Here is a 25,347-nt window from a genome sequence, read left to right as displayed (position 1 = left end):
GAATACTTTGGAAATATGCCAGCAGTATACATGCGCCAAGCGCACGCAGATGACTTGCACGACATCAAAGCAATCATCGATAATGGACGAGAGTATTTGAAGCAACAAGGCCTTAACCAATGGCAAATGGGGTATCCCAATCAAGATACAATTGCTACCGATTTAGAGTTAAAACAAGGTTATGTGCTCGTTGTGGATGAAACAATTGCTGGCTACGCGGCCGTCATTGTCGGAGAAGATCCAGTTTATGGTGTAATCGAGGCTGGCCAATGGCAGAATGATGATAAATGCTATGTCACGCTACATCGCTTTGCGATGTCAAATGAATTCCGTGGTCAAAAACTTGCTCAGCGTTTTATGACAGCAATTTTATCATACTTTTACGCACAAAATCAACGCGATTTTAGAATTGATACGCATCCAGAAAACTTTGCCATGCAAGCCGTGATTACTGGTAATGGTTTTCAAAAACAAGGGCATGTGTACATCCAAGAAGGTGAAGATCGCAACATCCGTTGGGCTTATCAACTGGTATTATAAGTGGCCGCTGTTTACTTATTTTAAGTCAGTTGGTATGATAGAACTATCACAAAGTGATAGTTTATTGCAAAGGTAATAGTATGGTTTGGCCCTGCTATAAAACATACACCATGTCTTTTACGGATCTACAAACAAAACGTCGCTCAATCTATGCGTTAGGACGACAAGTTACACAAACGCCTGAAGCTTTATATGATTTGGTGAAGTCAGCTGTGAAGCAGTCACCAACATCTTTTAACAACCAATCGGTTCGTGCCGTTGTTTTGATGGGTGACGCCCATGAAAAGTTGTGGGATATAACAGCACAACGGTTACAACAAGAAGTGCCAGATGAAGCAGCGTATCAGCAGACGTTGTCTAAGATTAACCACGCCTTTAAGGCCGGTTTCGGAACAGTATTGTTCTATACTGATACCGACGTGGTCAAGATGTATGAAGAACAAATTCCACTTTATGCGGAAAACTTCTACGATTGGTCAGAACAAGGGCATGGCATGGCTGAATATGCCACTTGGCTTGCATTGACGGAAGCTGGATTAGGCGCATCACTGCAACACTACAATCCGTTGATTGATGAAGCAGTCGCTGCGGCCTTTGATATTCCTGACAACTGGCGGTTACGCGCCCAGATGCCATTTGGCTCAATTGAAGCAGCTGCTAGTGAAAAAGACATGATGAGCGATGCAGAGCGTTTCAAATTTTTTAATTAAACTCATTTAAAAAGCAAGTAATCCTAAATAAGGATTACTTGCTTTTTTGCTGTGTCAATTTTGCCTTGATGGCTGAAATTTTTTCAGCCTTTGTTAATTGCGTTTGTTGTCCCGACTTGTATTTGGCATCGGCTTGTTTTTGCTTAAAGTCAATCTGATAACGTCCCATATTTTCCATCCTTTTGTGTCTCTAATAGTATACCTTATTCTAACGGCAAAATATAGAGCAGTGGTTTACTTGACGGGTCATGGTAAAATGAGAAACATAAGCAACATAAAGGAGTTAACATGGCAAATTTAGCAGATGTCGCACATCGTGCGCATGTTTCTAAAATGACAGTGAGTCGGGTGATCAATCATCCGGAGAAAGTTTCAAAAGAAGTACGAGAAGCCGTCCGCGCAGCAATTGAAGCCGTTGGTTATCAACCGAATCGAATGGCCCAAGCACTGGTGACAAATCGGCACTACGTGATTGAATTTCTAGTCTTAGAAGATGTCGTGACGGTTGAACCAAACTATGCGATTTTATTACTACAACTAGCTGATCTCTTAAATAAAAAAGGCTATACCTTACAAATTAGTACCAAAATTCAGGACAATCACCAAATTGATGGGGTGATTGCGAGTGGTTGGCGACATGCAGATTTGGCCGCTTTAGAGGCCTTAAATGTACCAGTTGTCTTATATGGGGAATCACCGCTTGATCATGATATGGCCTTTGTGGATAGTGATAACCGTCTCGGGACAACGCTAGCAACCCAGCATTTGATTCAGGCCGGTTATGACAAAATTATATACATTGGTATGCAGGTTGATTTGCCATTTATGCGCGAACGCGAACAGGGTTATTTAGCTACCATGGCTGCGAATAAACGCGTATCGCGGGTGTATACGGTCGCTAATCATTCGCATGAGGCCGAACGGTTGATTGATAATTTGATGCCACATTTACCAGAAAACACTGGTATTGTTTGTGCAACCGACCGGATTGCCTTGGGCGTTGTCCGAGCATTGGGACGAAATCATGGCATACCGGATAAGTATGGGGTGGTCGGTTTTGATGGCGTCTTCATTGATCAAATTACGTCACCACAATTAACGACGATTCGACAACCCTTTGAACAAATTGCGCAAGCTTTGGTGGATAATTTGTTTTTACAACTCAATAATGGGGAGCTAGGGATGCAGCGTTTAGCGCCAGATTTGATTATTCGAGACACAACGCGCCACTAAAAAACATGTTACCGTTAACATCGCGAAAGCGGTTTCATTTTTTTACAGCATGTTTTATACTAATAACTGTAAACGCTTACAATATTATATATTTTATTTAAGGAGACGATTATGGTTAGCAAGCAAAAAGGCCAAGGCCTACCAAATTTGCCATTAAGCACAATTTGGATGTTGAGTTTTGGTTTCTTAGGCGTACAGATGGCGTTCTCATTGCAGAGTTCACAAATGGGACGTATCTTTCAAACACTTGGGGCTGACCCCACAAAATTAGGATTCTTCTTTATCCTACCACCACTTGCTGGACTCTTTGTTCAGCCAATTGTGGGTTACTTCTCAGACCGCACATGGACAAAGCGCTTTGGACGCCGCATGCCTTACCTATTGGTTGGGGCATCGGTCTCAGCTGTTGTGATGTTCTTGTTGCCAAACTCAGGTAGCTTTGGCTTCTCAACAACGGCTGCGCTATGGTTTGGTGCCATTGCAATTTTGTTCATGGATTTGAGTTCTAACGTGGCGATGCAACCCTTCAAAATGGTTGTTGGTGACATGGTTAACGAAGACCAGAAGTCATATGCTTACGCAATCCAGAGTTTCCTCTCAAATACGGGTTCAGTCTTAGCAACAATCTTCCCATTCTTGCTTACAGCAGTTGGTGTTGCTAACACGGCGCCAAAGGGTGAAGTGCCTGCTTCTGTTGTCATTTCATTCTATGTTGGTGCTATTGTGTTGGTTATCTTCTCATTGATCGCCGTATTTAATGTTAAAGAATATGATGATGCCACATACGAACTTTACCATGGTTATGCTTTAAACACGGCTGAAAATGGTAATGGTGATTTCTTCTCTTTGCTCAAGCGTGCCCCAAAGACTTTCTGGACAGTCACAGTCACACAATTCTTCTGCTGGATGGCTTTCCAATACCTTTGGACTTATGGTACTGGTGCGGTCGCTGATAACATTTTCAATGCGACTGATCCAACAACAGCAGGTTACCAAAACGGTGGTAACTGGTTTGGTATCATGTCAGCCGTTTACGCGGTTGCAGCCGTCGTTTGGTCACTTGTTTTGTCAAAGATTCCAGCTTCACGTAACAAGCTAGGTTATGCTTTGTCACTCTTCTTGGGCGCAATTGGTTTTGCGTCAGTATTCTTTGTCCACTCACAATACTTGTTGATTGTGTCATTTATCTTAATTGGTATTTCATGGGCCGGTATGATGACTTACCCATTCATCATGGTGACAAATGCGTTGCCAGGTGATCACATGGGCACATACTTGGGCTTGTTTAACGGCTCAATCTGCTTGCCACAAATTGTGGCTTCAGTTGCCAGCTTCGCATTGTTCCCAGCTTTAGGTTCAAGCTTCCCAGTCATGATTTTGGTATCTGGTATCTTGATGTTCCTTGGTGCGCTAAGTGTTGCCTTTATTAAGGAAATCCACAGTAACCCAGTTAATGCTGATGTATAATAAACGTAATGAGGTATAAAACAAATGAAAAGAATTTTTGAAGTTAATCCCTGGACAGTCACAACCCACGAATTGAATCCACAAGACAAGCGTCTTCAGGAATCAATGACCAGTTTGGGAAATGAATATATGGGCATGCGTGGCATGTTTGAAGAAGTGTATTCTGGTGATACGCACCAAGGTATTTATATTGGTGGTGTCTGGTTCCCCGACAAAACACGTGTTGGTTGGTGGAAGAATGGCTATCCACACTACTTCGGTAAGGCAATTAATGCTTTGAATTTTGTTAAAGCAGATTTCTATATCGATGACCAACAAGTGGACTTGGCGAAAAATGATGTTCAAGACTTTGAGTTGTCATTGGATATGCAAAAGGGTGTCTTAAACCGTACCTTTACGGTATTTGGTGTCAAAGTGACGGTAACCCGTTTGATTTCAGTCGCACAAAAGGAATTAGCCGTCTTGCATTACACGTTTGCATCAGCTGATGGTCAAGCCCATCAAGTACGCTTTGATGCAAGTATTGATGCAGATGTTGTCAATGAAGATTCAAACTATGATGAAAAGTTCTGGCAAGTTTTGTCATCTGGTCATGACGGTGATGCCTCATTTATTGCCACACAAACGGTTGAAAATCCATTTGGCGTGCCACAATTTACAGTAGTAGCCCGTCAAAGCTTTGTCGGTGGTGACAACCAAACGGCATCACAAACAGCAACCGAAGTGACTGATCACTTTGAGTTGACAGTGCCAGCAGCCGGCGAAGTGACATTTGAAAAGCGTGTTGTCGTGACAACATCACGTGATTATGCGGATTTGGATGCCGTGGTCGCTGCAGGTGCTGAAATCACGCAAGCGATTGCAGGACAAAGCTATGATGACTTGTATACAGCACACACCCAAGAATGGGCTAACCGTTGGGAAAAGGCCGATGTTCAAATTGAAGGGGACGATGCAGCCCAACAAGGTATTCGCTTCAATCTCTTCCAATTGTTCTCAACTTACTACGGTAACGATCCACGCTTGAACATTGGACCAAAGGGCTTCACTGGCGAAAAGTATGGTGGGGCAACGTACTGGGATACGGAAGCGTTTGCCATCCCAGTTTACCTTGGGGTTGCTGAACCTGAAGTGACACGGTCATTGTTGCAATATCGTTTTGATCAACTTGATGGTGCTTTCCATAACGCTAAGGAACAAGGCCTAGCAGGTGCTTTGTATCCAATGGTAACCTTTGATGGCATTGAATCACACAACGAATGGGAAATTACGTTTGAAGAAATTCACCGTAATTCAACGATTGCTTATGCGATTTATAACTACACTAACATTACCGGTGATCGTTCATGGTTGACAGGTGATGGGGCGCAAGTTTTGTACAACATTGCGCGTTTCTGGGCTGATCGTGTGCACTATTCTGAACGTCACGGACAATACATGATTCATGGTGTCACGGGACCAAACGAATACGAAAACAACGTCAACAACAACTTCTACACTAACTGGATGGCTAAGTGGGTCTTGCAGTATGCGTTGGATAACTACGATGACATTGCAGATGATCAAAAGGCACGTTTGAATGTGTCAGCTGACGAACTTGAGAAGTGGCAAGACATTGTGGCTAAGATGTATTTGCCAGAAGCAGATATCACGCTTAAGGGCAAGGACTACCATATCTTTGAACAACACGATACGTTCTTGGATAAGGATTTGACACCAATTGCTGATATGCCTCAAGATATTCGCCCAATTAACCAAAACTGGTCATGGGATCGTATCTTGCGCTCACCATATATTAAGCAATCAGATACATTGCATGCGATGTTCTACTTCCCAGATGCCTTTACTGAAGATGAAAAGCGTCAAAACTTTGAATTCTACGAACCATTGACAGTGCATGAATCATCATTGTCACCATCTGTTCACGCCATTTTGGCTGCTGATCTTGAAATGTCAGATAAGGCTGTTGAAATGTATGAACGTGCGGCGCGTTTGGATTTGGATAACTATAACAACGATACAGAAGATGGCCTTCACATCACAGCGATGACAGGTTCATGGTTGGCAATTGTCCAAGGCTTTGCTGGTATGCGTGTTCGTGATGGTCAATTGCACTTGAAGCCATTCTTGCCAAAGAAGTGGGACAAGTACAGCTTCCGTTTGGTCTTCCGTGGTCATGTCTTGGAAGTATCAGTTGACCAAATTGGTGCCAATGTGCAGCTTATTAGTGGTGACCCATTGACAATTAACCTTTCAGGAGAAGAAGTGACATTGTCAAAGTCAGACAAGTAAGCGTGTTGTGACACATTTGACTTGAAGTAAGGTAGGGGTTATGCAAGTAAAAGAGCAGGTATTTGGCCATTTACCAGATGGTCAAGAAGTGACGGCGTACACGTTAGTCAATGAGAATCAAACAGCAGTGACCGCTTTGACCTATGGCGCTACTTGGCAATCATTTCGCGTGATTAAAGCTGGTCAATCACATGAATTATTGGTCAATTTTGATCAGTTGTCTGACTATGTGGGACAACCTTTCCACGTGGGGCATACAATCGGTCCAGTGGGTGGTCGCTTATCGCAAGTGGCCTATCAATTTGACGGTGAAGCGTTCAAATTAACACCGAATGATGGCCCAAACGTTTTGCACTCAGGTATTAATGGGTTTGATCGCGTGAATTGGCAAGCATCCGTGACGCAAGATGCCCACCAAGTAGCGGTGCATTTTACCCACACGTTTGTGACAGAATTTCCCGGCGAATTGCGGGCAGAAGTAACGTATACACTGGATGAGGCTGATCGTGTGACGATCACATTCAGTGGGCAATCAACGGCAACGACATTATTCAATCCGATGACCCATGTTTATTTCAACTTTGATGGGCGACAGCAAGATGCGAGCCAGCATGAATTACAGATTGCTGCGCGTGAGCATGTGGCAGTTGATGACGCTAAAATCCCAACTGGAACACTGGTTGAAAACACTGGGACTAAATTTGACCTTGAGGCGTTAAAACCAATTGGTGACGCCCGCTTTGATGATGCTTGGCGCTTAGCTGATGACCGGCAAGGGCCGGCAGTGATCTTACGCTCGCCCAAGACTGACATGACGCTTGCCATTGATTCAGATCGTAACGGGGTGGTGGTCTTTACGACCAATCCAGCGATGGATAGTGACCAGATGACGGCCGTTGCGATTGAAATGCAAACCTTACCTGACGCGGTTAATCATCCAGACTTTGGGGATATTGTGTTACCGGCAAATGCGAAGAAAACCTATCAAGTGACTTATGATTTAATTTAAAGGAGTCAAAAAATGACTAATTTTTCAGAAATAAAGGGCTTCCTCTTTGACCTAGATGGTGTGATCGCTGATACGGCGAAGTTCCATGGTCAAGCTTGGCGACAGGTCGCTGACAAAGTTGGCACACCATGGACAGATGAATTGGCTGAAGGCCTCAAGGGGATTAGCCGGATGGATTCTCTCCAACTGATTTTAGAGGCAAGTGGGCAGGGCGATGCTTATAGTGACGCGGAAAAAGCAGTTTTGGCTGATGAAAAGAACCGCAACTATCAAACATTGATTGCTACACTGACAGAAGCTGATATTTTACCGGGGATGAAGGCCTTCATTACCAATGCTAAAGCAGCAGGGTATCAACTCGCCATTGCTTCAGCATCTAAGAATGCGCCACTTATTCTTGAACACCTCGGTTTGATAGATGATTTTGTTGGGATTGTTGATCCAGCGACGCTTGCTAAGGGTAAGCCTGATCCAGAAATCTTTGTGCGGGCGGCTGAAATTTTATCATTGCCACCAGAACAAACGATTGGCTTAGAAGATTCAACTTCTGGTATTGAAGCGATTAACGCAGCTGGCGCAATATCATTGGGTATTGGTGATCCAAATGTGTTGTCAGCAGCAGACTTGAATTTTGCAACAACTGCAGATGTGACGCTTGAAAACATTGCGGCTTTAATGGATAAATAACTGCTTGACTTTAAAGCAGTGACCCGATATGATTAGGTTATATATTAAAGCCGATGAATTGGAAAAATCACAGTTTGGACCTTTAGAAATTTTGCGGGTGATGTAAGCAAAACAATGACGTGATTGGTGACACCTTGGAGGTCGCTGTTGTTCAAGACAGTGCGTGGTTGCGCGATAAGCAGTCAAAGTGACAGTCAGTACTGTCAATATTTAAGGTGGTACCGTGCAAAAGCGCCCTTAACGATTAGTCGTTAAGGGCGCTTTTGAGGTTTAATGTAAAAAATAAAAGGAGTAGGCGTTGTCGACAATTTAAGCGTCGCACAACGTGTGAATGAAAATGGCAAAAGCAACTTTCCAACGCCCTAAAGGCACAGCTGATTTGTTACCAGAACAAACGGCCCAATGGCAATATGTTGAAAATCTAGCCCGCGTTTTGTTTGGCGATTACAATTTTAAAGAGGTGCGGACACCACTTTTTGAAAACTTTGAAGTCTTTTCACGTTCAGCAGGGGATACTTCTGATGTGGTGACGAAAGAAATGTATGACTTCCACGATAAGGGTGATCGTCATGTGGTCTTGCGGCCGGAAGGCACAGCCGGCATCGTGCGTGCCTTTGTGGAAAATAAGCTTTATGGCCCAGAATTTGACAAGCCGTATAAAGCCTTTTACATTGGCCCAATGTTTCGTTATGAACGCCCACAAGCTGGTCGTTTCCGTCAATTCCACCAAATTGGCGCAGAGGCTTTTGGCTCATCATCACCAGCGCTTGATGTTGAAATCATTGCGATGCTGATCAATTTTTTCCAAACCTTTGGCTTGGATAACTTGAAGGTTGCCATTAATTCCTTAGGAGATAAGGCAACCCGTGACGCTTATCGTCAGGCTTTGATTGATTATTTGAAGCCCCACTTTGATGAACTATCCGCTGATTCACAAGCGCGTTTAGAAAAGAATCCGTTGCGTGTCTTGGATTCTAAAGATCCCCGTGATCAAGTCTTTGTTGCGGATGCACCAGTAATTTTGGATTATCTTTCTGATGATGCAAAAGCACACTGGGAAAAAGTCCAAGCACTGTTGACTGCGCTTGATATTCCATTTGAAGTTGATCCGACAATGGTGCGTGGTTTGGATTATTATAACGATACCATTTTTGAAATCATGACGGTGGATGACACCTTAAAAGGGGCAGCAACCATTGCTGGTGGCGGCCGTTATTCTGGCCTTGTATCAGAATTCGGTGGGCCGGAAACGCCTGGTGTTGGCTTTGGGATTGGCGTTGAACGCCTGGTGAGTCTTCTTGAGGCCAAAGGTTTAAAGCCAGTTGAACCCGAAGGGCTAGACTTTTATGTTGTCAATATTGGTGATGACACAGAAGTGGCAGCCATGCAAATTGTGCAAGCCATTCGTGGTTTTGGTTACGTCGCGGAACGTGATTATTTGGGGCGCTCAGCGAAAGCCCAATTTAAATCAGCTGATCGCTACCAAAGCAAGTACGTGGTCACAATTGGTGAACAAGAATTAGCGGATCACGTAGCAAAGATTAAAAATATGGCAACTGGTCAGCAACAAACAGTGAAATTAGCTGATCTTTATACAGATTTGCCAACAATTATTGATGCAGAAGGAGATGAAGAACAATGAAGCGAACAACATATGCCGGCTTAATTGATGAAAAGTATCTTGGCCAAACTGTGACACTATCAGGTTGGGTACAAAAGCGCCGTGATTTTGGTGACTTGATTTTCGTTGACTTGCGTGATCGTGAAGGGATTGTGCAACTCACATTTAACGCGACCCATCCAGCCGCGTTGGCCGTGGCGGAATCCATGCGCAATGAATACGTGATTGCTGTGACAGGGACAGTTATTGACCGTGAAGCGAGCCAAGTGAACAATAAGATTCATTCGGGTAAAGTGGAAATTGATGTTACAGAGGCAGAAATCTTAGCTACATCAAAGACACCACCATTTTATATTGAAGATGGCGTGAACGCTAACGAAGAATTGAAGTTGCAATATCGTTATTTGGACTTACGTCGACCAGAAATGCAAAAGAATCTTCGTATTCGCTCAAAGATCATGTCAAGCGCGATGAAATTTATGGATGACAATGATTTCATCAATATTGAAACGCCAATTTTGGCCAAGTCAACACCAGAAGGCGCACGTGATTACTTAGTGCCTTCACGTATTTTCCCCGGTTCATTTTATGCCTTGCCACAATCACCGCAATTGTTTAAGCAATTGTTGATGGGCGCTGGCTTTGATCGTTATTTCCAAATTGCGCGGGCCTTCCGTGATGAAGATTTGCGTGGTGATCGTCAACCAGAATTTACGCAAATGGACTTAGAAACATCATTTATGTCGGCTGATGAAATTCGGGCCTTAGTGAATGAGTGGGTGAAGACGATGATGCATGATGTCATCGGTTATGATCTTGACACTGATGCAATTCAAACACTTACTTGGGAAGAAGCGATGACGCGTTTTGGGACGGATAAGCCTGATTTGCGTATTCCTTACGAACTTAAGGATTTGTCTGAAACGGTCAAGGATTCTGAATTTGGTGTCTTTGCGAATGCGGTCAAAGATGGTGGTGGAGTTGTCAAAGCGATTGCCGTTCCTGGTGGTGCGGCGCACTACTCACGTAAAGATATTGACAAGCTTGCGCAATATATTGAACGCTTTGGCGCAAAGGGCTTAGCTTGGTTAAAGGTAACCGCTGATGGTATTTCTGGCCCAATCGCCAAGTTCTTCCCTGAAGCAGATGCAGATGCGTTGCTTGCAGCCACTGGCGCCAAAGAAGGCGACTTGTTGTTGTTTGGTGCTGGCCGTGCGGATGTTGTCGCAGCAACCTTAGATTACCTACGTCGTCAAACAGCGCAAGATTTAGATTTGATTGATCAAGACAATCCTTGGGCCTTTGCTTGGATCGTGGATTGGCCATTGTTTGAATACTCTGAAGAATTTGATCGCTGGATTGCCGCGCACCATCCATTTACAATGCCAAATGAGGCAGATTTGCACTATCTTGATGAGGGTGAAGATCCGCACCAAGCCCATGCACAAAGTTACGATTTGGTCTTAAATGGGTACGAATTAGGTTCAGGGTCAATCCGTATTCATCGCATGGATATACAAGAAAAGATGCTCAAGGCACTTGGCTTCACACCAGAAGCAGCCCATGAAGCCTTTGGCTTCTTACTTGAAGGCATGGAATATGGTTTCCCACCAATGGGCGGTATTGCGCTTGGTTTGGATCGTTTGGCCATGTTACTTGCGGGACAAGATAACATTCGTGAAGTGATTGCCTTCCCTAAGAATTCACGTGCAACTGAACCGATGACTGAAGCACCAACACGTGTGGACGGTAAGCAATTGAATGATCTTGGCTTAATTGTTCCTGATGCTGACTAAATGAGAAAATGCGTGTCGTTTATCTTGATTAGAGGTATATTTTTGCGGGCATTCATGCTATATTTATCATACTCTAATTCAAAAAGGACAAGCGTTAACGCACATTCATCATGCGAAAATTTTTCCACAACTTTATGAAACATCGTGTTGCCGGACGTATCGGCGGGGCGGTCTTTTATGCCGTTATTGTCGCGGTCGCCATGGATTATTTCTGGCGGCCAGGGCATATTTACTCTTCTGGTTTTACCGGTTTTGCCCAATTAGTGTCAACGTTATCTGGCGGGCAGATTCCAGTTGGCTTGGCGTTGGCCTTTGTTAATTTGCCTATGTTGATGATTGCTTGGTGGCGGTTATCGTGGCGATTTGCGATTTTTACCACTTTGGCTGTTTTACTCAGTGCGGCCTTCATCCCGCTCTTTGATACGCATCGGGTGTTAACGCCTGATCCGTTGATTAACGCATTGTTTGGTGGCGCCCTTAATGGCATGGCGGTTGGCACGGCATTGCGTTATGGAGTTGGCACGGGTGGCCTTGATGTGATTGGTATCTTGGTCAAAAAGAAGTTTGGCTTTAAGATGGGACCGGTCAATCTTGGCTTTAACGCACTGATTATGATTGGGGCGGGTTTGACTTACGGTTGGAAATACGCCCTGTACTCAATTGTTGGTGTGATTGTCAGTTCACGCATGATTGATGCCTTTTATACCCGTCAGCAGCAAATGCAGGTCATGATCATTACGACCAAACCAGATGAAATGGTGCAAGGCATTTATGATAAAATGCGCCGTGGTGTGACCATTATTAATGGTGCACGTGGTGGCTATACCGGTGAAGGCCGTTCCGTATTATTGACGGTGATTACCGAGCAAGAACGGTATGAGTTACGGGAAGCGATGAAGGCGGTTGATGAACATGCCTTTTCGTCAACGTGGAAGATTGAACATACCGTGGGCCGTTTCTACGAACCAGAACTATAAAAAAGCGAATCTAACGATTCGCTTTTTTTGATGGTTAATTTTTGGTGTTTTTAACGGGTTAGTGATACCAGATAGTAGATTGAAATGGTTGCAGGTTCAGGGTTGGTGATATTTCTGGTATAGGATTAATAGTGGCTAGCAATGGCTGCCAGTCTTTCTTGAGTAGTTGTTTGGGTAGGGAAATTGTTTGAGCCGTATCTGACAAGTTGATGATAATTAAGCGTTGGCTATCGGTGGTATGTCGTGTAAACACTAAAATTTTAGTATTTGCCATAGTGATTAACTGAAAATCACCTGATTTTAAGGTGTCATCATGTCGACGGAGATGAATTAAGCGACGATAATAATTCAATATGGCATCAGGATTTTCTCGACTCTCCTGATAATTATGCGTTGTCGTGTTAGGATTAGTGACCAACCAGGTTTTTTTAGCATCTGATGCATTGTCGGAAAAGCCAAATTTGGTCCACTGCATTGGGGTTCGAGCATTGTCGCGTGACCAACTTGTTGCTTTTTTTAAAGCTAAATCTGTTGTCATCCCAGTTGACTTAAAGCGTTGAAAATCATGATAAGTTGGTGGATCATCAATTTGATCTGGCGAAGTAAAGGGCATGTTGGTCATGCCTAATTCCTCACCTTGATAAATAAATGGTGTACCGCACAGTGTGAGTAACAAAGTGGCCAAACTTTTCGCTGCTAAAGGCTTGTTATCGCCATAAACAGTTAATGATCTAGGCTGATCATGATTTTCAAGATATAACCCTAGCCAGCCTTGGGAATTGAGTTGTGTCTGCCACGTTGTCAAACTAGACAATAAATGATTGATGTCGGCGCGTGGTGGGACTTCTGATTGACGAGATTGATGTTCTAATTCAAAAATCATGTCAATGAAACCCTGTGGGCCCGTCCAATTTTTCGCAGTGTCAGCATGCACACCACCAGCTTCACCAACAGTCATCAAATGCAGTGATTGAAAAGTATCATGCAACCGTTTTAAAAATTTTTCGATACCTGGATTATTAGCAAAAATATCAAATTGATGTTCACCGGTGGGTTGTGGTGTCTCAAATGAAACTTTTTTAAGATGACTGAGCGCATCCAGACGAAAACCATCAATATTTTGTTCAGACCACCAAGTTATCATATTGATCATTTCGGTTTGTACAGATGGATTTTCCCAATTTAAATCAGGCTGTTCTGGCGCAAACAAGTGGAAATACCATTCATCGGTTGCCTCATTATAGGTCCAAACACTATCGCCAGTAAAATTAGTCCAATTATTTGGTGGCTGGTGATGATGGTTTGGTTGCCAAATATAAAAATCGTGGTAAGGGTTAGTACGACTCGTTTTGGCTGCTTCGAACCAAGCATGCTGATTTGATGTATGGTTGACAACTAAATCCATAATGACACGAATATCTTGTTTGTGCGCTGCTGCAATCAGCATTTTGAAATCAGATAATGTCCCATACTCTGGCGCAATGTTTTGAAAATCAGCAATGTCATAACCATTGTCGACATTGGGTGAGGTATAAATTGGATTGAGCCAAATAAAATCAATACCAAGCCATTTAAGATAGGGTAGGCGCTTAATAATACCTTGCAAATCGCCGATACCATCATGATTGGTATCCTGAAATGAACGTGGATATATTTGATAGCCAATCGCTGATTGCCACCATGGTGGCGTCTGTTTTGTCATTATTAACGACCTCTAAAATCACATATTTGTTGTGACTTGCACCACAAACGCTTCGTAAGGTTGCAACGTTTTATGCTGCAAAGTGGTTGGTGCGTCATAATTTGCAATGATGACGGCTTCGATGTGATCTGTACTTGTGAACGTATTGGTTTGGTGACTGAAATTAGTCACAACCAGCCAAGTGTGATCGTAATAATGTCGGTAATAAGCAAAGACTTGATCAGCTGTATCAATAAGTTCGAAATCACCATAGACCACGATGTCATTTTGATGTCTCAGTGTAATTAATTTTTGATACGTGTAGAAAACACTGTTGGGATCATTTAAAGCGGCTTCAACATTAATCTCAGGGTAATGGCTATTGACAGCAAGCCATGGGTCAACATCAGAGAAACCACCATTCAGGCTATTACGCCAAGGGATAGGGCGTCTCGCATTATCACGACCTTTATGATTAATTTGATCAAGTATCGCATTATCACGACCTTTATGATTAATTTGATCAAGTATCGCATCATCAGAAAGATTGCCATCTTTGCGTGCATCATGGTAATAGTTTAATGATTCAATATCGCGTAAAGCTGAAATATCTTTGGCAGCGATGAAATTAGCAAAGTACTTATCAAGTGATAAGGTACAAGAGCTTGGATTCAAAGATTCACATTACATTCCATCATCTAAGAAGGTGCAAGCCTCTCAAAATATTCAAAATGATGCGCTTGCTAAGGCGGTTGTTGACATGTCGCAAAAGGGTTATTCAACACCAATGCCTAAATCACCAGCGATGGCTAACTTCTGGACAGCATCTGATGCCTTGTTTAACGACACATACAAGGGCAAGATTTCAGACAGTCAGATGTTACCAAAGTTGACCACTTTGGTTAAAAATGCCTCAAAATCAGTTAAATAGAAGTAAAACAGTGAGTGGCTAGCAGTCACTGTGTACATACTTATGAAGGATGGAAAGATGTTTAAAAGAAAAAAGCATGCGACTTTTGAAGCACATATACCCCTAACACAGTTATTTAAAAAAGCAGATGGTGCGACCAAGGCCTCTTATTTAATTATGGGTGCTGCCAACATTGCCAATAAACAATATCTCAAAGGCTTCATCTTTTTAGCACTAGAAATATCTTGGGTGACGTGGTTGTTCACGACAGGATTAAAAGGTTATCACAACATGATCACGTTGGGCACAAATGCACAAGGTTTGGTTTATGACAAAAAATTAGGTATTTCTGTCTTAAAAGCGGGTGATAATTCAATGCTTTTGCTACTGTGGGGCATGCTAGCGGTCATTATTACGGTACTGTTTATACTCTTATACCGTGCTAATTTGGCATCGGCGCGGAAAATATGGGAATTAAATCAAGCCGGTGAACCACTGCCAACTTTGAAGCAAGACTTAGCGTCCTTGCTTGACGAAAAAATGCATGTGACATTGATGGCCATTCCAATGACAGGCGTTTTATTCTTTACTATTTTGCCGCTGATTTATATGATTGCGATTGCTTTTACCTCATACGATCACAATCACTTGCCACCCAAAAATTTATTTAGTTGGGTTGGCTTTGCGAATTTTGGTAATGTGATCTCAGGGCAAATGGCTAGTACCTTCTTTCCTGTCCTGGCCTGGACATTGATTTGGGCCGTTGCCGCCACTGTAACATCATTTTTCTTTGGTGTTATCTTGGCAATGATGATCAATGCTAAGGGGATCAAAGGCAAAAAAGTTTTTCGAACACTCTTCATTTTAACGATGGCGATTCCAGCCTTCATTAGTTTGTTAATTATGAACAATATGTTTGCTGATGGCGGCTTAGTGAACACATTGCTGATTAACGCTGGTCTGACTAAAACATCGTTACCATTTTTCACAAATCCATTGTTTGCTAAGTTAACAATTATTGTTGTTAACTTATGGATTGGGATTCCAGCGACAATGTTGGTGACAACGGGGATTTTACAAAATCAATCTGAAGAACAAATTGAAGCAGCAGAAATTGATGGCGCGAATAAATTTCAAATTTTCAAGTCAATCACATTTCCGCAAATTGTGTTTGTGATGGCACCGAGTTTGATTCAACAGTTCATTGGTAATGTGAACAATTTCAATGTGATTTATTTGTTAACTGGTGGTGGCCCGGCTAACTCCAATTATTACGGCGCTGGCTCAACAGATTTGCTGATTACTTGGTTATACAATTTAACTTTGAATACCGCTGATTATAACTTAGCTTCAGTCATTGGTATCTTAATCTTCATTTTGTCTGCCACATTCTCGTTGCTTGCTTATAAGAAAATATCAAATTCTGGGATAGAGGCATAACAATGCATAGTTTAAAAGGCGTAAAACGCCGTAATACAATGATTTTGTATCTATTATTGACTGTCATGGCAATTGTTTGGGTCGTGCCTATTCTCTGGATTATATTGACGAGTTTCCGTGGGGAGGGTGGTGCGTTTGTTAACTATTTTTGGCCAAAAACCTATACCCTTCATAACTACGTCCAACTGTTTACCAACTCACAGTATCCTTTTGGTCGCTGGTTCTTGAATACATTATTTGTGTCGATTGTGAGCGGTTTTATTTCCACAGCTTTAGTGTTAGCAATGGCATACTCATTGAGTCGCTTACGATTTAAGTTAAAGGGTCCTTTTTTGAAAGTTGCCTTAGTTTTGAACATGTTTCCGGGCTTTATGGCAATGTTTGCGATCTATTATATTTTGAAAGCAGCTGGTTTGACGCAAAGTTTGTTCGCCTTAATATTAGTGTATGTGTCGGGCGCTGGTTTGGTATTTTACATCCAAAAAGGCTTTTTCGATACGATTCCGTATTCATTGGATGAAAGTGCCATGTTAGATGGGGCAACGAAATGGCAAATTTTTACCAAAATCACATTGCCATTATCTAAACCAATCATTGTCTTTACGGCATTGACAGCATTTACGGGGCCTTGGATGGATTTCATTTTTGCTCAGGTGATTATGGGGGACAATGTTAAAAACTATACCGTTGCGATTGGATTATATTCGATGATGACGAAAGAAACGGCGAATTCATTATTCATGAGTTTCGCTGCGGGGGCAGTGATTATTGCCATTCCAATTACAATTTTGTTTATTGTGTTGCAACGATTCTACGTTTCTGGTGTGACAAGTGGTTCGGTCAAAGGTTAAAAAGATTGGGACGTCAGTCCCAATCTTTTTCATGTTACAATAACGGGTACAGGAGGGGGCTATGGTAACAATACAAGATATTGCAAATAAATCCGGCGTTGCGATGTCAACGGTTTCGCGCGCGTTGGCTGATTCACCCAAATTTAGTGTTAAAACCAAGGAACGGATTAAAAAAATGGCACAAGATATGGGCTATACGCCAAATTTTGCTGCACGGAATTTAACACAGCGTGAAAGTAACACGGTCGGGGTTGTTTTTCAACCACAAGCCGTCGGTAGTGCTGAAAATGATTTTGCCATGCAATTACTATTTGGTATTAATTCTCAACTCGTTGCGCGTCAATATTTATTGACTACTGCGACGGGCAGCAATTGGTCTGAAGTCTACAATGCCGTTAAAATGATGGTGGAAGCCGGACAAGTTCGTCGTTTTATACTGCTTTACACGGTTGAAAATGATCCAATTTCTGAATTGTTACGAGAAAACAACGCGCGTGTGGTTGTTACTGGCGAACCAGAGCAAGCGCATCATGTTTTTAATGATAACCGACGCGCTGGAGAAGAGGCGACTAGGCAGTTAGTTGACCAGTTTAATCTAAAAGCACCGCTCTTTGTTCGCACTGTAGCTGATTGGCGTTATGAGCGAAATCGTGAAATTGGGTTTCATATTGCCCAACCAGAGGGCCAAATTTTATCATTACCGATTGATTTTCAAGCGCAAAAACAGGTATTGAAACATTATTTCGAATTACATCCCGAAATTGATGGCATTGTTGCGAGTGATGACAAAATCGGTTATCTGGCACGTCATCAAGCCCAAGCACATTTGCCCACACACCCCAAATTACCAACGATTGCATTTAATCATTCTGAATATGCACGACTCGGTGGTGAGGACTTCTATTCAGTTGATGTGTTACCACGTAGTTTGGGCAGTGAAGCGGTCCGATTATTGTTTAATGATCAGCGTTCTGTGCTGGAGCAAACAAAGGCAACAAGCGTGATTGTGCCGTATCGTTTACCTGAATTTGGGGGCGAATCGTTGAATCGAATGATACCAAATGATTGATTTGATTAGTGCATAAGGGATAACAAAAAGGCAACACACTGGCAATTAGCTTGGCTATTCCGGCAGAGATAGCCAGTATTGCCGGTATAATCGAACGGGCATCAAAAAAAAGCGAATCGTCAGATTCGCTTTTTTGATGGTTAATTTTTGGTGTTTTTAAAACGTTGATGCACAAGGGTACCAAAGACAACGGTGAAAATAATGGCACCAATGGCTGACATACGCGTATCAGACTGGAAGAACAGGCTGAAGTAAATGGCAACAAAGAAGAGTAAGGTTAATGGACTAGTGACTTTGTAACCTGGCATTTTGAACCCGTCAGGCAAAAAATCAGCTGATTCACGGAATTTGCGATGGGCATACATCGTTAACCCATAAACAATGATATACATATTTGATGAAATGGCCGTGATGAAACTAAAGGCTGATGTAATTTGTGGCAACGCACTGATAATGGGTGAAAAGAGTACCAAGGCGGCGGTGAAAATAATGGCATTGGCTGGGATGCCAAGTTTAGAAATCTTGCCAAATGGCGCCATGATCGTGGTATTTGATTCTTTTGCTAATTGATAGAAGTGACGTCCTGCCGAATAAAGCGCAGAGTTCAATGCTGAGGCAGCCGACGTTAAGACGACGAAGTTAATCACCGTCGCTGCTGCCTTGAAGCCCGCTAATTCAAACACCATCACGAAGGGACTTTGACCAGGTGTTTTGGCGATGACGTGCCAGTTAATAATGGACATGATAATGATCATGGCACCTAGATAGAAAATTAAAATACGGAAGATAATGGTGTTAATTGCGCGTGGTAAGACTTGACGCGGATTTTGTGTTTCGGCTGTGGTGATGCCGACAAATTCCATACCTTGAAAGGCAAAGAAAACCATGGGAAAGGCGGCAAAGAACATGGCTGGTCCGTTGGGGAATAGCTCAAAATTATGGGTGATATTAGCAAATGACGCAATGGTATGACCGCCAGCTGCGGGCGCTTCAAAACCGGTGAAAATCAAGAACAAACCAGTCGCAATCATGGCCAGAATGGCGATAATTTTAATCATGGCAAACCAGTATTCTGTTTCACCAAAAATTTTGACGGCCACCAGATTAACCAAAGTCAAAATAGCTAAGAAGACAATTTGGATCAACCACGTGTGCCAACCTGGAAACCAGAACTTCACATAAGTCGAGACAGCGGTTAATTCAGCCATGGCGACGAAGGTCAACCCAATCCAGTAGGACCAGCCGGCAAAATAGCCGGCACCGGCGCCGACGTAGCGACTAATAAATGACACAAATGTGTGTTGGGTTGGATCGGCGTAGAGCATTTCACCAATCCCACGCATCATTAAGAAGAAAAATGCGCCAAGAATGGCATAGACAACCAAAATTGATGGGCCGGTTTTGGCTATCGAATTACCAGCCCCTAAAAACAAGCCGGTACCAATTGTGCCACCGATGGCAATCATTTGGACATGCTTCTTTTTGAGGCCACGTACTGTGCCGTCAGGGTTAGTTGCTAAGTCTGTATATTCAATCATATTTGTACCTCCGGTTATCGTGGCCAAAAAAAAGAGCCAATATAAACATATTAGCAGTTTTACGGTTGAGCATATCGGGAAGGATGACAAAAAATAAAGAATATTTTGTGCACAATCAATAAAAAGTATGTGCCTAAATGAGTAAGAGTGCTAATTGAATATCAACTAACACGTCAGGCATTTCTAAATCAACGCCGAGCAACTCGCTAATCCGTTTTAAGCGGTAAGTAATCGTGTTGCGATGGACGAATAAAGCATTAGCTACGGCCGTCACATTTTGATGCAAGAAAACATAAGTTTCTAAGGTTTCCAGTAGTTCGGCATTCTCTAAAATTGGACCCAATGTTTTTTCAACGAAAACACGGGCTTCTTGTTTTGGTAAGAGATGTAGTAGTTCTTGGGCGTTTTTAGGCCGGAATCGCATAATGGGATGCTGCTGAGAGGTTAATTTCAGCGCGTTATTGGCCTGATCATATAAGTCAGACAGCATATGAATCGATTCGGCAATTCTTGAAAAGCCAATCGTAAAGGCATAATGTAAACCGGGCTGTTGCATTAAAAAATCATAGAGACGCTTGAGGAATTGTCGAGTATCAATCTGTTCGTCAATCAACAAGACGAGTTGCTGGCGATGAGAAAAGGTCAAGACTTGCCAATCATGTTCAAAAATAAACCAGCGGGTGAGTTGTTGGCGAATTTCAAATTGACGCGATTCGATGACCTTGTTTTTTTCGCTGAAATCAAGAATGGCCACCCGATAGCGGCGTTTATTGTCAATATTGGCATTATAGAGATAATTATCAATCGCCTCGTGGCTTAACCCGCGTTGCATCACGTTTAAGAAGAAACCAGAACGGTTCCGAAACTCCGTTTCGTTCAATAAATCAGTGCGCGAATTAGCAAGACCGAGTGTATTCATTACCTGTTGGCGCTTTAAAATTTGAAAGCTTGACGGTTCATCTTGATTAACAACAAAGGCAGCAAATGCCTTGTTTTCATTTAAAGCGGAAAAAATCGGCAAAATGTCAATGAGTTGGTGATTAAATTCAACCCGAACTGGGACGGTCAAATTCAAGTAGTCAATACCAGACTCGTGGCGTAAGTAATGGGTTAAGAATTCACGTTGCGCCACCCATTCGCTGCTCGCATAAATGGCTGTAAAGTGGGCATCGAGTAGTGCTAATGGTGTTTCCAATACTTTGGCACTTTGATCGAGTAGGTGTTGATAGGTAATATTTTGTGCATTCAATTCCGACAATTGCTGGTTGATGGCAATAATTTGTTTTAATTCAGTATTCTGAGTTTCTAAAATAACAGCCGTCAGCCGTTTAACGGTTAATGATAAAAAATCATCCGTTGGTGTCCATAAAACAGGCACTTTAAGATGATCGGCCAGCTCAATGATCGTTTTGGGCAGGGTGGTAACGTAACGACCAGCCTTAATCGCAATCCCACTGGCATTCGTCTCATGCATGCCAATAATCAAATCACGTAATAAATGATGATTTTGGGAAAAATGATAACCTGACGTGACCAGAAGTTGGCCATCAAATAAGAAGTCCGTGATATCCGGTGCATCAATCATACCGACTTGGGATACTTCGCGTGATAACCCATCGGCGCCAGCCGCAACTTGAATGTTGCGTAAGGATGGGTGTTGTAAAATCTCAGATAATTGCATGTCGTGTCAGCCTCAAAGTATTTTTTTCATTGTATCGTAGTTAGTGATAGTGCACAAGCGAATTTTGAACGTTGTGCAAGTCGCACGAATACCCGTATCGGACGGCATGATATATTACGATATGTAGGAATGATATATTTAACGTTGGGTAGGGTATGAAGGGATAATTATGCGAACAGAAAAAGCAATTATTAGTAACGTCTTAAAAGGTTCTTTAGGGAATTTGGTGGAGTGGTTTGATTGGTATGTGTATGCCGCGTTTGCCATTTATTTTGCACCGGTATTTTTTCCATCACATGATAAAACAGCCGAGTTATTAAGTACGGCAGCCGTTTTTGCGATTGGTTTCTTGATGCGTCCTTTGGGGAGCTTGTTACTGGGTAAATATGCCGACCAACATGGACGCCGAGCCGCGTTGACATTGTCAGTGCTGATTATGGCGGCTGGGTCATTGGTGATTGCGGTAACACCAGGGTATGATCAAATTGGGATATTGGCACCAGCGATCTTAGTCATTGCGCGACTTTTCCAGGGCCTATCTTTGGGTGGTGAGTACGGTACGTCAGCTACTTATTTGTCAGAAATGGCAAGTGCGGGGCACCGCGGCTTTTACTCATCCTTTCAATATGTGACGTTGATTAGTGGTCAATTGCTGGCTTTAGGGGTACAAATTATCTTGCAAATCACGTTGTCTGAGCATGCGATTGCAGTCTGGGGATGGCGGATTCCCTTTGTCATTGGTGCGCTTGGGGCGTTAGTCGTCCTTGTTTTGCGACTGAGTATGGAAGAATCCGATCAATTCTTGGCACAAGCCAAAAAAGAGAAGGGGCAATTGCGTGAATTGTTACGTTATCCTAAGGCAGTGCTGACGGTGATGGGTTTGACGTTAGGTGGGACGATTGCCTTTTACACCTATACCACATATCTCCAAAAGTTTATGATTAATACCACGGGTTTGCCAAAACAAACAGTGACCTGGATTAACTTTGCCGCTTTGTTTATTTTCATGGTATTACAACCGTTTGCTGGCGCTTTGTCGGATAAAATTGGGCGTAAGCCGTTGCTGTTTTGGTTTGGTGGGTTAGGGACAGTGTTCACCGTTCCGATTTTCTTAGCTTTGGCACAAACAAAGAGTGCCTGGGTGGCCTTCTTCTTGATGTTGGCGGGCTTGGTGATTGTGACAGGTTATACAGCCATTAACGCTATTGTGAAAGCAGAAATGTTCCCAACAGAAATTCGGGCATTGGGTGTCGGGTTGCCCTATGGTCTGACGGTTGCCGTTTTTGGTGGGACGGCGGAATATGTGGCCCTCTATCTCAAGAATGCGCATCATGAATCGGTCTTCTTTGTTTATGTCGCCGCTGTTATTTTTATTAGTTTACTCGTTTATTGGCGGATGGCTGATACAAAGGCCACTTCTAAACTAGATCAATAAATGATAAAATAATGATAATACAAGGAGGGTTTCATGGCGACACAACAAGCACTTTTAGATTCAATTAAAGAACAGACCATTTTGTCAGAAATTTCGGCATTATCTGGCTGGGATGCACTGACTGGTATGCCAAAAGATGCAGGGCATTTTCGGGCCGATGTGGATGCTTATTTGGCTGAAAAGACCTTTCAGGTCGCCACGGGCCCACAACGACAACAGTTACTCGAGGCGTTGTCGGCGGATAAAAGCGTTCTAGACGACTTTGGTCAATTAGTCTTAGCCAAAGCGCAGAAAGATTTTGACGTGACGGGGAAGATCCCTGAAAAGGACTATATTGATTTTCAACGGACGTTATCTGAGGCCCAAGATTACTGGGCCCAGGCGCGTGAGGCTAATGATTACACAATTTTCCAGCCTTATGTTGAAAAAATTATTGCTTACTTGAAGCAATTTATTCCCTTGTGGCAAACTGATGAAGCAACGCCGTATGATGTGTTGCTGAATCAATATGAACCAGGCTTGTCCGTGGCTAAATTAGACGCGGTGTTTGATGAACTGAAAACAGGGATCATGGCCTTACGTCATCGCCTAGAAACGCTTGGGACCGAGCCTGATGGCACGTTTTTATCACGGCAAGTATCTAAAGACAAGCAACGTGAGTATGCTTTAGCTGCTTCACAGCGATTAGGCTATGATATGAATAAAGGCCGTCTGGATGACACCATTCATCCCTTTATGGAAGCGTTAAATCGTGATGATGCGCGTATTACCACGCGCTGGGACGAACATAATTTCCAAATGGCGGTGTTGGGCATTTTCCACGAGGCAGGGCATGGATTGTTTGAACAGAATGTGGCCGCTAAGTATGATGCCGTACGTGCCGTGATGCCGATTAGTATGAGTGTTCATGAGTCACAATCACTCTTTAATGAAGTCATGGTTGGTCGCTCAAAGGCGTTTTGGCAGGCAGAATATCCAAAAATGCAAGCGGTGTTTGCCCCAACGTTTGATGACATTTCATTTGAAACCTTTTATAATGGTTGGATTAAAACCAAGGCGACGTTGATTCGGACTGAAGCGGATCCATTGACGTATCCGTTGCACATTATTATTCGCTATGAAATTGAAAAAGCCATCTTTAATGACAATGTGCCAGTAGCAGAGTTGCCTCAGCTTTGGCGTGATAAATATCAAGAATACTTAGGTTTGACGGTGCCGGATGATTTGACTGGTATTTTACAAGATATTCACTGGGCTGGTGGATCATTTGGTTACTTCCCGAGTTACGCTTTGGGTCATTTATATGCGGCGCAGTTTATGGCTACGATGCAAAAAACATTGGATTTCGAGCAGATTTATGCTTCAGGTGATTACACACCAATTTTTGAGTGGCGCAAACAACATATTTGGCAACACGGTGGGGCAGTTGATCCAGGCGACATCTTAATGGCGGCGACTGGTGAAGGGTTGAATCCACAATATTGGTTAACCGTGATGAATGATTTATATGCTACGGCCTACCAGTTACCAAAATAATACCCCAATCCGGCAAAAAATAAAGGCACGCTTTGGGGTCTGTTGTTGACAGCAACACTGGATTTTGATAGAATAAATAAGTATTTACAGCATGTCGTTTAATCGAAATAAAATGCGAGAAAGGAGGGTTATCACATGGCAAAGGTCATCGTACGTAAGAACGAATCTTTGGATGATGCATTGCGTCGCTTTAAGCGCGGTGTTTCAAAGGACGGTACTCTCCAAGAATACCGTAAGCGCGAATTCTATGTTAAGCCTTCAGTTGCTCGTAAATTGAAGTCTGAAGCAGCACAAAAGCGTAACAAGAAGAAGGGCCGTTAATCGGTTCTAAACGTCACTTTGGTGGCGTTTTTCTTTTGCATTTTATGTTAAAATAGCAATAGACTAAACAAGAAAGAAGAAGACACATGAGCCTGTTAGAGACATTGAACGCTGATATGAAGCAAGCAATGAAAGATAAGAATAAGGAAGCGCTATCGGTTATTCGGATGGTGAAGTCAACAGTGATGAACGAACAAATTAGTTTGGGTCATGACTTGACACCGGAAGAAGAATTGACGGTGTTATCACGTGAAGTGAAGCAACGTCAAGATTCTCTAGCGGAATTTGAAAAGGGTGGCCGTGAAGACTTAGCGGCAGGCATTCGATCAGAATTAACGATCTTGGCCAAGTATTTGCCAGCACAATTGACCGAAGAAGAAATCGTTGCCATTGTTGCGGCAGCTATCGAACAAACTGGCGCAACCGGTCCTAAAGACATGGGCAAGGTTATGGGCGTGGTGACGCCGCAAATTAAAGGTAAAGCCGATGGTAAGGTTGTCGCTGACTTAGTTAAGGCAACCTTGGCACAATAAAGACAAGGATAATCGGCTAC

Annotated in this window: 23 protein-coding genes; 18 read left to right on the top strand and 5 right to left on the bottom strand. The window is 42.9% G+C overall.

Going from position 1 to position 25,347, the window contains the following annotated elements; all coding sequences use genetic code 11:
- Positions 1–15: 15 nt before the first annotated feature.
- Together IE039_RS00370 and IE039_RS00365 are read left to right on the top strand one after the other, a co-directional pair.
- The gene (locus IE039_RS00370) at positions 16–540 is read left to right on the top strand and encodes a GNAT family N-acetyltransferase (protein WP_029509244.1); all 525 of its coding nucleotides are present in this window, start codon (positions 16–18) and stop codon (positions 538–540) included.
- Between the two features lie 110 nt (positions 541–650).
- Positions 651–1,250 (top strand): nitroreductase family protein, encoded by a 600-nt coding sequence (locus IE039_RS00365; protein ID WP_189428533.1) that lies wholly within the window; start codon positions 651–653, stop codon positions 1,248–1,250.
- Positions 1,251–1,284: 34 nt separating this feature from the next.
- Here the strand turns inward: IE039_RS00365 and IE039_RS08465 are convergent, their stop codons facing one another.
- The gene (locus tag IE039_RS08465; protein ID WP_259651141.1) at positions 1,285–1,419 is read right to left on the bottom strand and encodes a hypothetical protein; all 135 of its coding nucleotides are present in this window, start codon (positions 1,417–1,419) and stop codon (positions 1,285–1,287) included.
- 119 nt (positions 1,420–1,538) lie between these two features.
- Between IE039_RS08465 and IE039_RS00360 the strand changes: the two genes are divergently transcribed.
- The 8 genes from IE039_RS00360 to IE039_RS00325 all read left to right on the top strand — a co-directional run bounded on the left by IE039_RS00360 (position 1,539) and on the right by IE039_RS00325 (position 12,332).
- A complete protein-coding gene (locus IE039_RS00360) occupies positions 1,539–2,483 on the top strand; it encodes a LacI family DNA-binding transcriptional regulator (protein WP_189428532.1) in 945 nt (314 codons plus the stop codon).
- A gap of 111 nt (positions 2,484–2,594) precedes the next feature.
- On the top strand, positions 2,595–3,950 hold the full coding sequence (locus IE039_RS00355) for an SLC45 family MFS transporter (protein ID WP_189428531.1): 1,356 nt from the start codon (positions 2,595–2,597) through the stop codon (positions 3,948–3,950).
- Between the two features lie 24 nt (positions 3,951–3,974).
- On the top strand, positions 3,975–6,242 hold the full coding sequence (locus IE039_RS00350) for a glycoside hydrolase family 65 protein (protein ID WP_010005029.1): 2,268 nt from the start codon (positions 3,975–3,977) through the stop codon (positions 6,240–6,242).
- A 40-nt stretch (positions 6,243–6,282) separates the two neighbouring features.
- On the top strand, positions 6,283–7,251 hold the full coding sequence (locus tag IE039_RS00345; protein ID WP_010005031.1) for an aldose epimerase family protein: 969 nt from the start codon (positions 6,283–6,285) through the stop codon (positions 7,249–7,251).
- Between the two features lie 12 nt (positions 7,252–7,263).
- Positions 7,264–7,938 (top strand): beta-phosphoglucomutase, encoded by a 675-nt coding sequence (gene pgmB / locus IE039_RS00340; protein ID WP_010005033.1) that lies wholly within the window; start codon positions 7,264–7,266, stop codon positions 7,936–7,938.
- 337 nt (positions 7,939–8,275) lie between these two features.
- Entirely contained in the window at positions 8,276–9,580 is a 1,305-nt protein-coding gene (hisS, locus tag IE039_RS00335; protein ID WP_189428530.1) for a histidine--tRNA ligase, read from the top strand.
- The gene (gene aspS, locus IE039_RS00330; RefSeq protein ID WP_189428529.1) at positions 9,577–11,355 is read left to right on the top strand and encodes an aspartate--tRNA ligase; all 1,779 of its coding nucleotides are present in this window, start codon (positions 9,577–9,579) and stop codon (positions 11,353–11,355) included. Before hisS ends, aspS begins: the two co-directional genes overlap by 4 nt.
- Before the next feature lie 110 nt (positions 11,356–11,465).
- Positions 11,466–12,332 (top strand): YitT family protein, encoded by an 867-nt coding sequence (locus tag IE039_RS00325; RefSeq protein ID WP_189428528.1) that lies wholly within the window; start codon positions 11,466–11,468, stop codon positions 12,330–12,332.
- Positions 12,333–12,390: 58 nt separating this feature from the next.
- Here IE039_RS00325 and IE039_RS00320 read toward each other — a convergent pair whose 3' ends face one another.
- Both IE039_RS00320 and IE039_RS00315 read right to left on the bottom strand, forming a co-directional pair.
- On the bottom strand, positions 12,391–14,034 hold the full coding sequence (locus IE039_RS00320) for an alpha-glucosidase (RefSeq protein WP_189428527.1): 1,644 nt from the start codon (positions 14,032–14,034) through the stop codon (positions 12,391–12,393).
- A gap of 18 nt (positions 14,035–14,052) precedes the next feature.
- Positions 14,053–14,688 (bottom strand): alpha-amylase family glycosyl hydrolase, encoded by a 636-nt coding sequence (locus IE039_RS00315; protein ID WP_010002372.1) that lies wholly within the window; start codon positions 14,686–14,688, stop codon positions 14,053–14,055.
- Between IE039_RS00315 and IE039_RS00310 the strand changes: the two genes are divergently transcribed.
- From IE039_RS00310 to IE039_RS00295, 4 genes are all read left to right on the top strand, one after another.
- Positions 14,636–14,944, top strand: a complete 309-nt coding sequence (locus tag IE039_RS00310) for a type 2 periplasmic-binding domain-containing protein (protein ID WP_229782818.1) — start codon at positions 14,636–14,638, stop codon at positions 14,942–14,944. The two genes, IE039_RS00315 and IE039_RS00310, sit on opposite strands and share 53 nt — an antisense overlap.
- A 57-nt stretch (positions 14,945–15,001) precedes the next feature.
- Complete coding sequence (locus IE039_RS00305; RefSeq protein ID WP_189428526.1) at positions 15,002–16,363, top strand: carbohydrate ABC transporter permease; 1,362 nt, start codon at positions 15,002–15,004, stop codon at positions 16,361–16,363.
- A 2-nt stretch (positions 16,364–16,365) separates the two neighbouring features.
- Positions 16,366–17,214 carry a sugar ABC transporter permease gene (locus IE039_RS00300; RefSeq protein ID WP_068850036.1) on the top strand — a complete coding sequence of 283 codons (849 nt, stop codon included), beginning with the start codon at positions 16,366–16,368 and terminating at the stop codon, positions 17,212–17,214.
- A 61-nt stretch (positions 17,215–17,275) separates the two neighbouring features.
- A complete protein-coding gene (locus IE039_RS00295; protein ID WP_189428525.1) occupies positions 17,276–18,283 on the top strand; it encodes a LacI family DNA-binding transcriptional regulator in 1,008 nt (335 codons plus the stop codon).
- A gap of 140 nt (positions 18,284–18,423) precedes the next feature.
- On the opposite strand, the gene IE039_RS00290 is transcribed toward IE039_RS00295, so the two are convergent.
- Positions 18,424–19,821, bottom strand: a complete 1,398-nt coding sequence (locus tag IE039_RS00290; protein WP_189428524.1) for an amino acid permease — start codon at positions 19,819–19,821, stop codon at positions 18,424–18,426.
- A 133-nt stretch (positions 19,822–19,954) separates the two neighbouring features.
- A complete protein-coding gene (locus IE039_RS00285; protein ID WP_189428523.1) occupies positions 19,955–21,502 on the bottom strand; it encodes a PucR family transcriptional regulator in 1,548 nt (515 codons plus the stop codon).
- 169 nt (positions 21,503–21,671) lie between these two features.
- On the opposite strand from IE039_RS00285, the gene IE039_RS00280 reads away from it, so the two are divergent.
- The 4 genes from IE039_RS00280 to IE039_RS00265 all read left to right on the top strand — a co-directional run bounded on the left by IE039_RS00280 (position 21,672) and on the right by IE039_RS00265 (position 25,327).
- Positions 21,672–22,937: an MFS transporter gene (locus IE039_RS00280; RefSeq protein WP_068850025.1), complete on the top strand. Its 1,266-nt coding sequence runs from the start codon at positions 21,672–21,674 to the stop codon at positions 22,935–22,937.
- 33 nt (positions 22,938–22,970) lie between these two features.
- On the top strand, positions 22,971–24,473 hold the full coding sequence (locus tag IE039_RS00275; protein WP_189428522.1) for a carboxypeptidase M32: 1,503 nt from the start codon (positions 22,971–22,973) through the stop codon (positions 24,471–24,473).
- A 135-nt stretch (positions 24,474–24,608) separates the two neighbouring features.
- Positions 24,609–24,794 carry a 30S ribosomal protein S21 gene (rpsU, locus tag IE039_RS00270; RefSeq protein WP_004899901.1) on the top strand — a complete coding sequence of 62 codons (186 nt, stop codon included), beginning with the start codon at positions 24,609–24,611 and terminating at the stop codon, positions 24,792–24,794.
- Between the two features lie 86 nt (positions 24,795–24,880).
- On the top strand, positions 24,881–25,327 hold the full coding sequence (locus tag IE039_RS00265; protein ID WP_010003440.1) for a GatB/YqeY domain-containing protein: 447 nt from the start codon (positions 24,881–24,883) through the stop codon (positions 25,325–25,327).
- Positions 25,328–25,347 lie beyond the last annotated feature (20 nt).

This window comes from Leuconostoc lactis KCTC 3528 = DSM 20202, assembly GCF_014651235.1.
GTDB lineage: Bacteria > Bacillota > Bacilli > Lactobacillales > Lactobacillaceae > Leuconostoc > Leuconostoc lactis.
The sequence above is the reverse complement of the archived record's forward strand: the minus strand, read 5'-3'. Positions and strand labels throughout refer to the sequence as shown.

Bases quoted from the DNA above. Each gene is read 5' to 3' on its own strand.
- IE039_RS00365 (WP_189428533.1), top strand. From the start codon at position 651: ATGTCTTTTACGGATCTACAAACAAAACGTCGCTCAATCTATGCGTTA.
- pgmB (WP_010005033.1), top strand. From the start codon at position 7,264: ATGACTAATTTTTCAGAAATAAAGGGCTTCCTCTTTGACCTAGATGGT.
- IE039_RS00280 (WP_068850025.1), top strand. From the start codon at position 21,672: ATGCGAACAGAAAAAGCAATTATTAGTAACGTCTTAAAAGGTTCTTTA.
- hisS (WP_189428530.1), top strand. From the start codon at position 8,276: ATGGCAAAAGCAACTTTCCAACGCCCTAAAGGCACAGCTGATTTGTTA.
- rpsU (WP_004899901.1), top strand. From the start codon at position 24,609: ATGGCAAAGGTCATCGTACGTAAGAACGAATCTTTGGATGATGCATTG.
- IE039_RS00295 (WP_189428525.1), top strand. From the start codon at position 17,276: ATGGTAACAATACAAGATATTGCAAATAAATCCGGCGTTGCGATGTCA.
- IE039_RS00265 (WP_010003440.1), top strand. From the start codon at position 24,881: ATGAGCCTGTTAGAGACATTGAACGCTGATATGAAGCAAGCAATGAAA.
- aspS (WP_189428529.1), top strand. From the start codon at position 9,577: ATGAAGCGAACAACATATGCCGGCTTAATTGATGAAAAGTATCTTGGC.
- IE039_RS00325 (WP_189428528.1), top strand. From the start codon at position 11,466: ATGCGAAAATTTTTCCACAACTTTATGAAACATCGTGTTGCCGGACGT.
- IE039_RS08465 (WP_259651141.1), bottom strand. From the start codon at position 1,419: ATGGGACGTTATCAGATTGACTTTAAGCAAAAACAAGCCGATGCCAAA.
- IE039_RS00355 (WP_189428531.1), top strand. From the start codon at position 2,595: ATGGTTAGCAAGCAAAAAGGCCAAGGCCTACCAAATTTGCCATTAAGC.
- IE039_RS00285 (WP_189428523.1), bottom strand. From the start codon at position 21,502: ATGCAATTATCTGAGATTTTACAACACCCATCCTTACGCAACATTCAA.
- IE039_RS00320 (WP_189428527.1), bottom strand. From the start codon at position 14,034: ATGACAAAACAGACGCCACCATGGTGGCAATCAGCGATTGGCTATCAA.
- IE039_RS00300 (WP_068850036.1), top strand. From the start codon at position 16,366: ATGCATAGTTTAAAAGGCGTAAAACGCCGTAATACAATGATTTTGTAT.
- IE039_RS00345 (WP_010005031.1), top strand. From the start codon at position 6,283: ATGCAAGTAAAAGAGCAGGTATTTGGCCATTTACCAGATGGTCAAGAA.
- IE039_RS00360 (WP_189428532.1), top strand. From the start codon at position 1,539: ATGGCAAATTTAGCAGATGTCGCACATCGTGCGCATGTTTCTAAAATG.
- IE039_RS00275 (WP_189428522.1), top strand. From the start codon at position 22,971: ATGGCGACACAACAAGCACTTTTAGATTCAATTAAAGAACAGACCATT.
- IE039_RS00370 (WP_029509244.1), top strand. From the start codon at position 16: ATGCCAGCAGTATACATGCGCCAAGCGCACGCAGATGACTTGCACGAC.
- IE039_RS00310 (WP_229782818.1), top strand. From the start codon at position 14,636: ATGAAATTAGCAAAGTACTTATCAAGTGATAAGGTACAAGAGCTTGGA.
- IE039_RS00290 (WP_189428524.1), bottom strand. From the start codon at position 19,821: ATGATTGAATATACAGACTTAGCAACTAACCCTGACGGCACAGTACGT.
- IE039_RS00350 (WP_010005029.1), top strand. From the start codon at position 3,975: ATGAAAAGAATTTTTGAAGTTAATCCCTGGACAGTCACAACCCACGAA.
- IE039_RS00305 (WP_189428526.1), top strand. From the start codon at position 15,002: ATGTTTAAAAGAAAAAAGCATGCGACTTTTGAAGCACATATACCCCTA.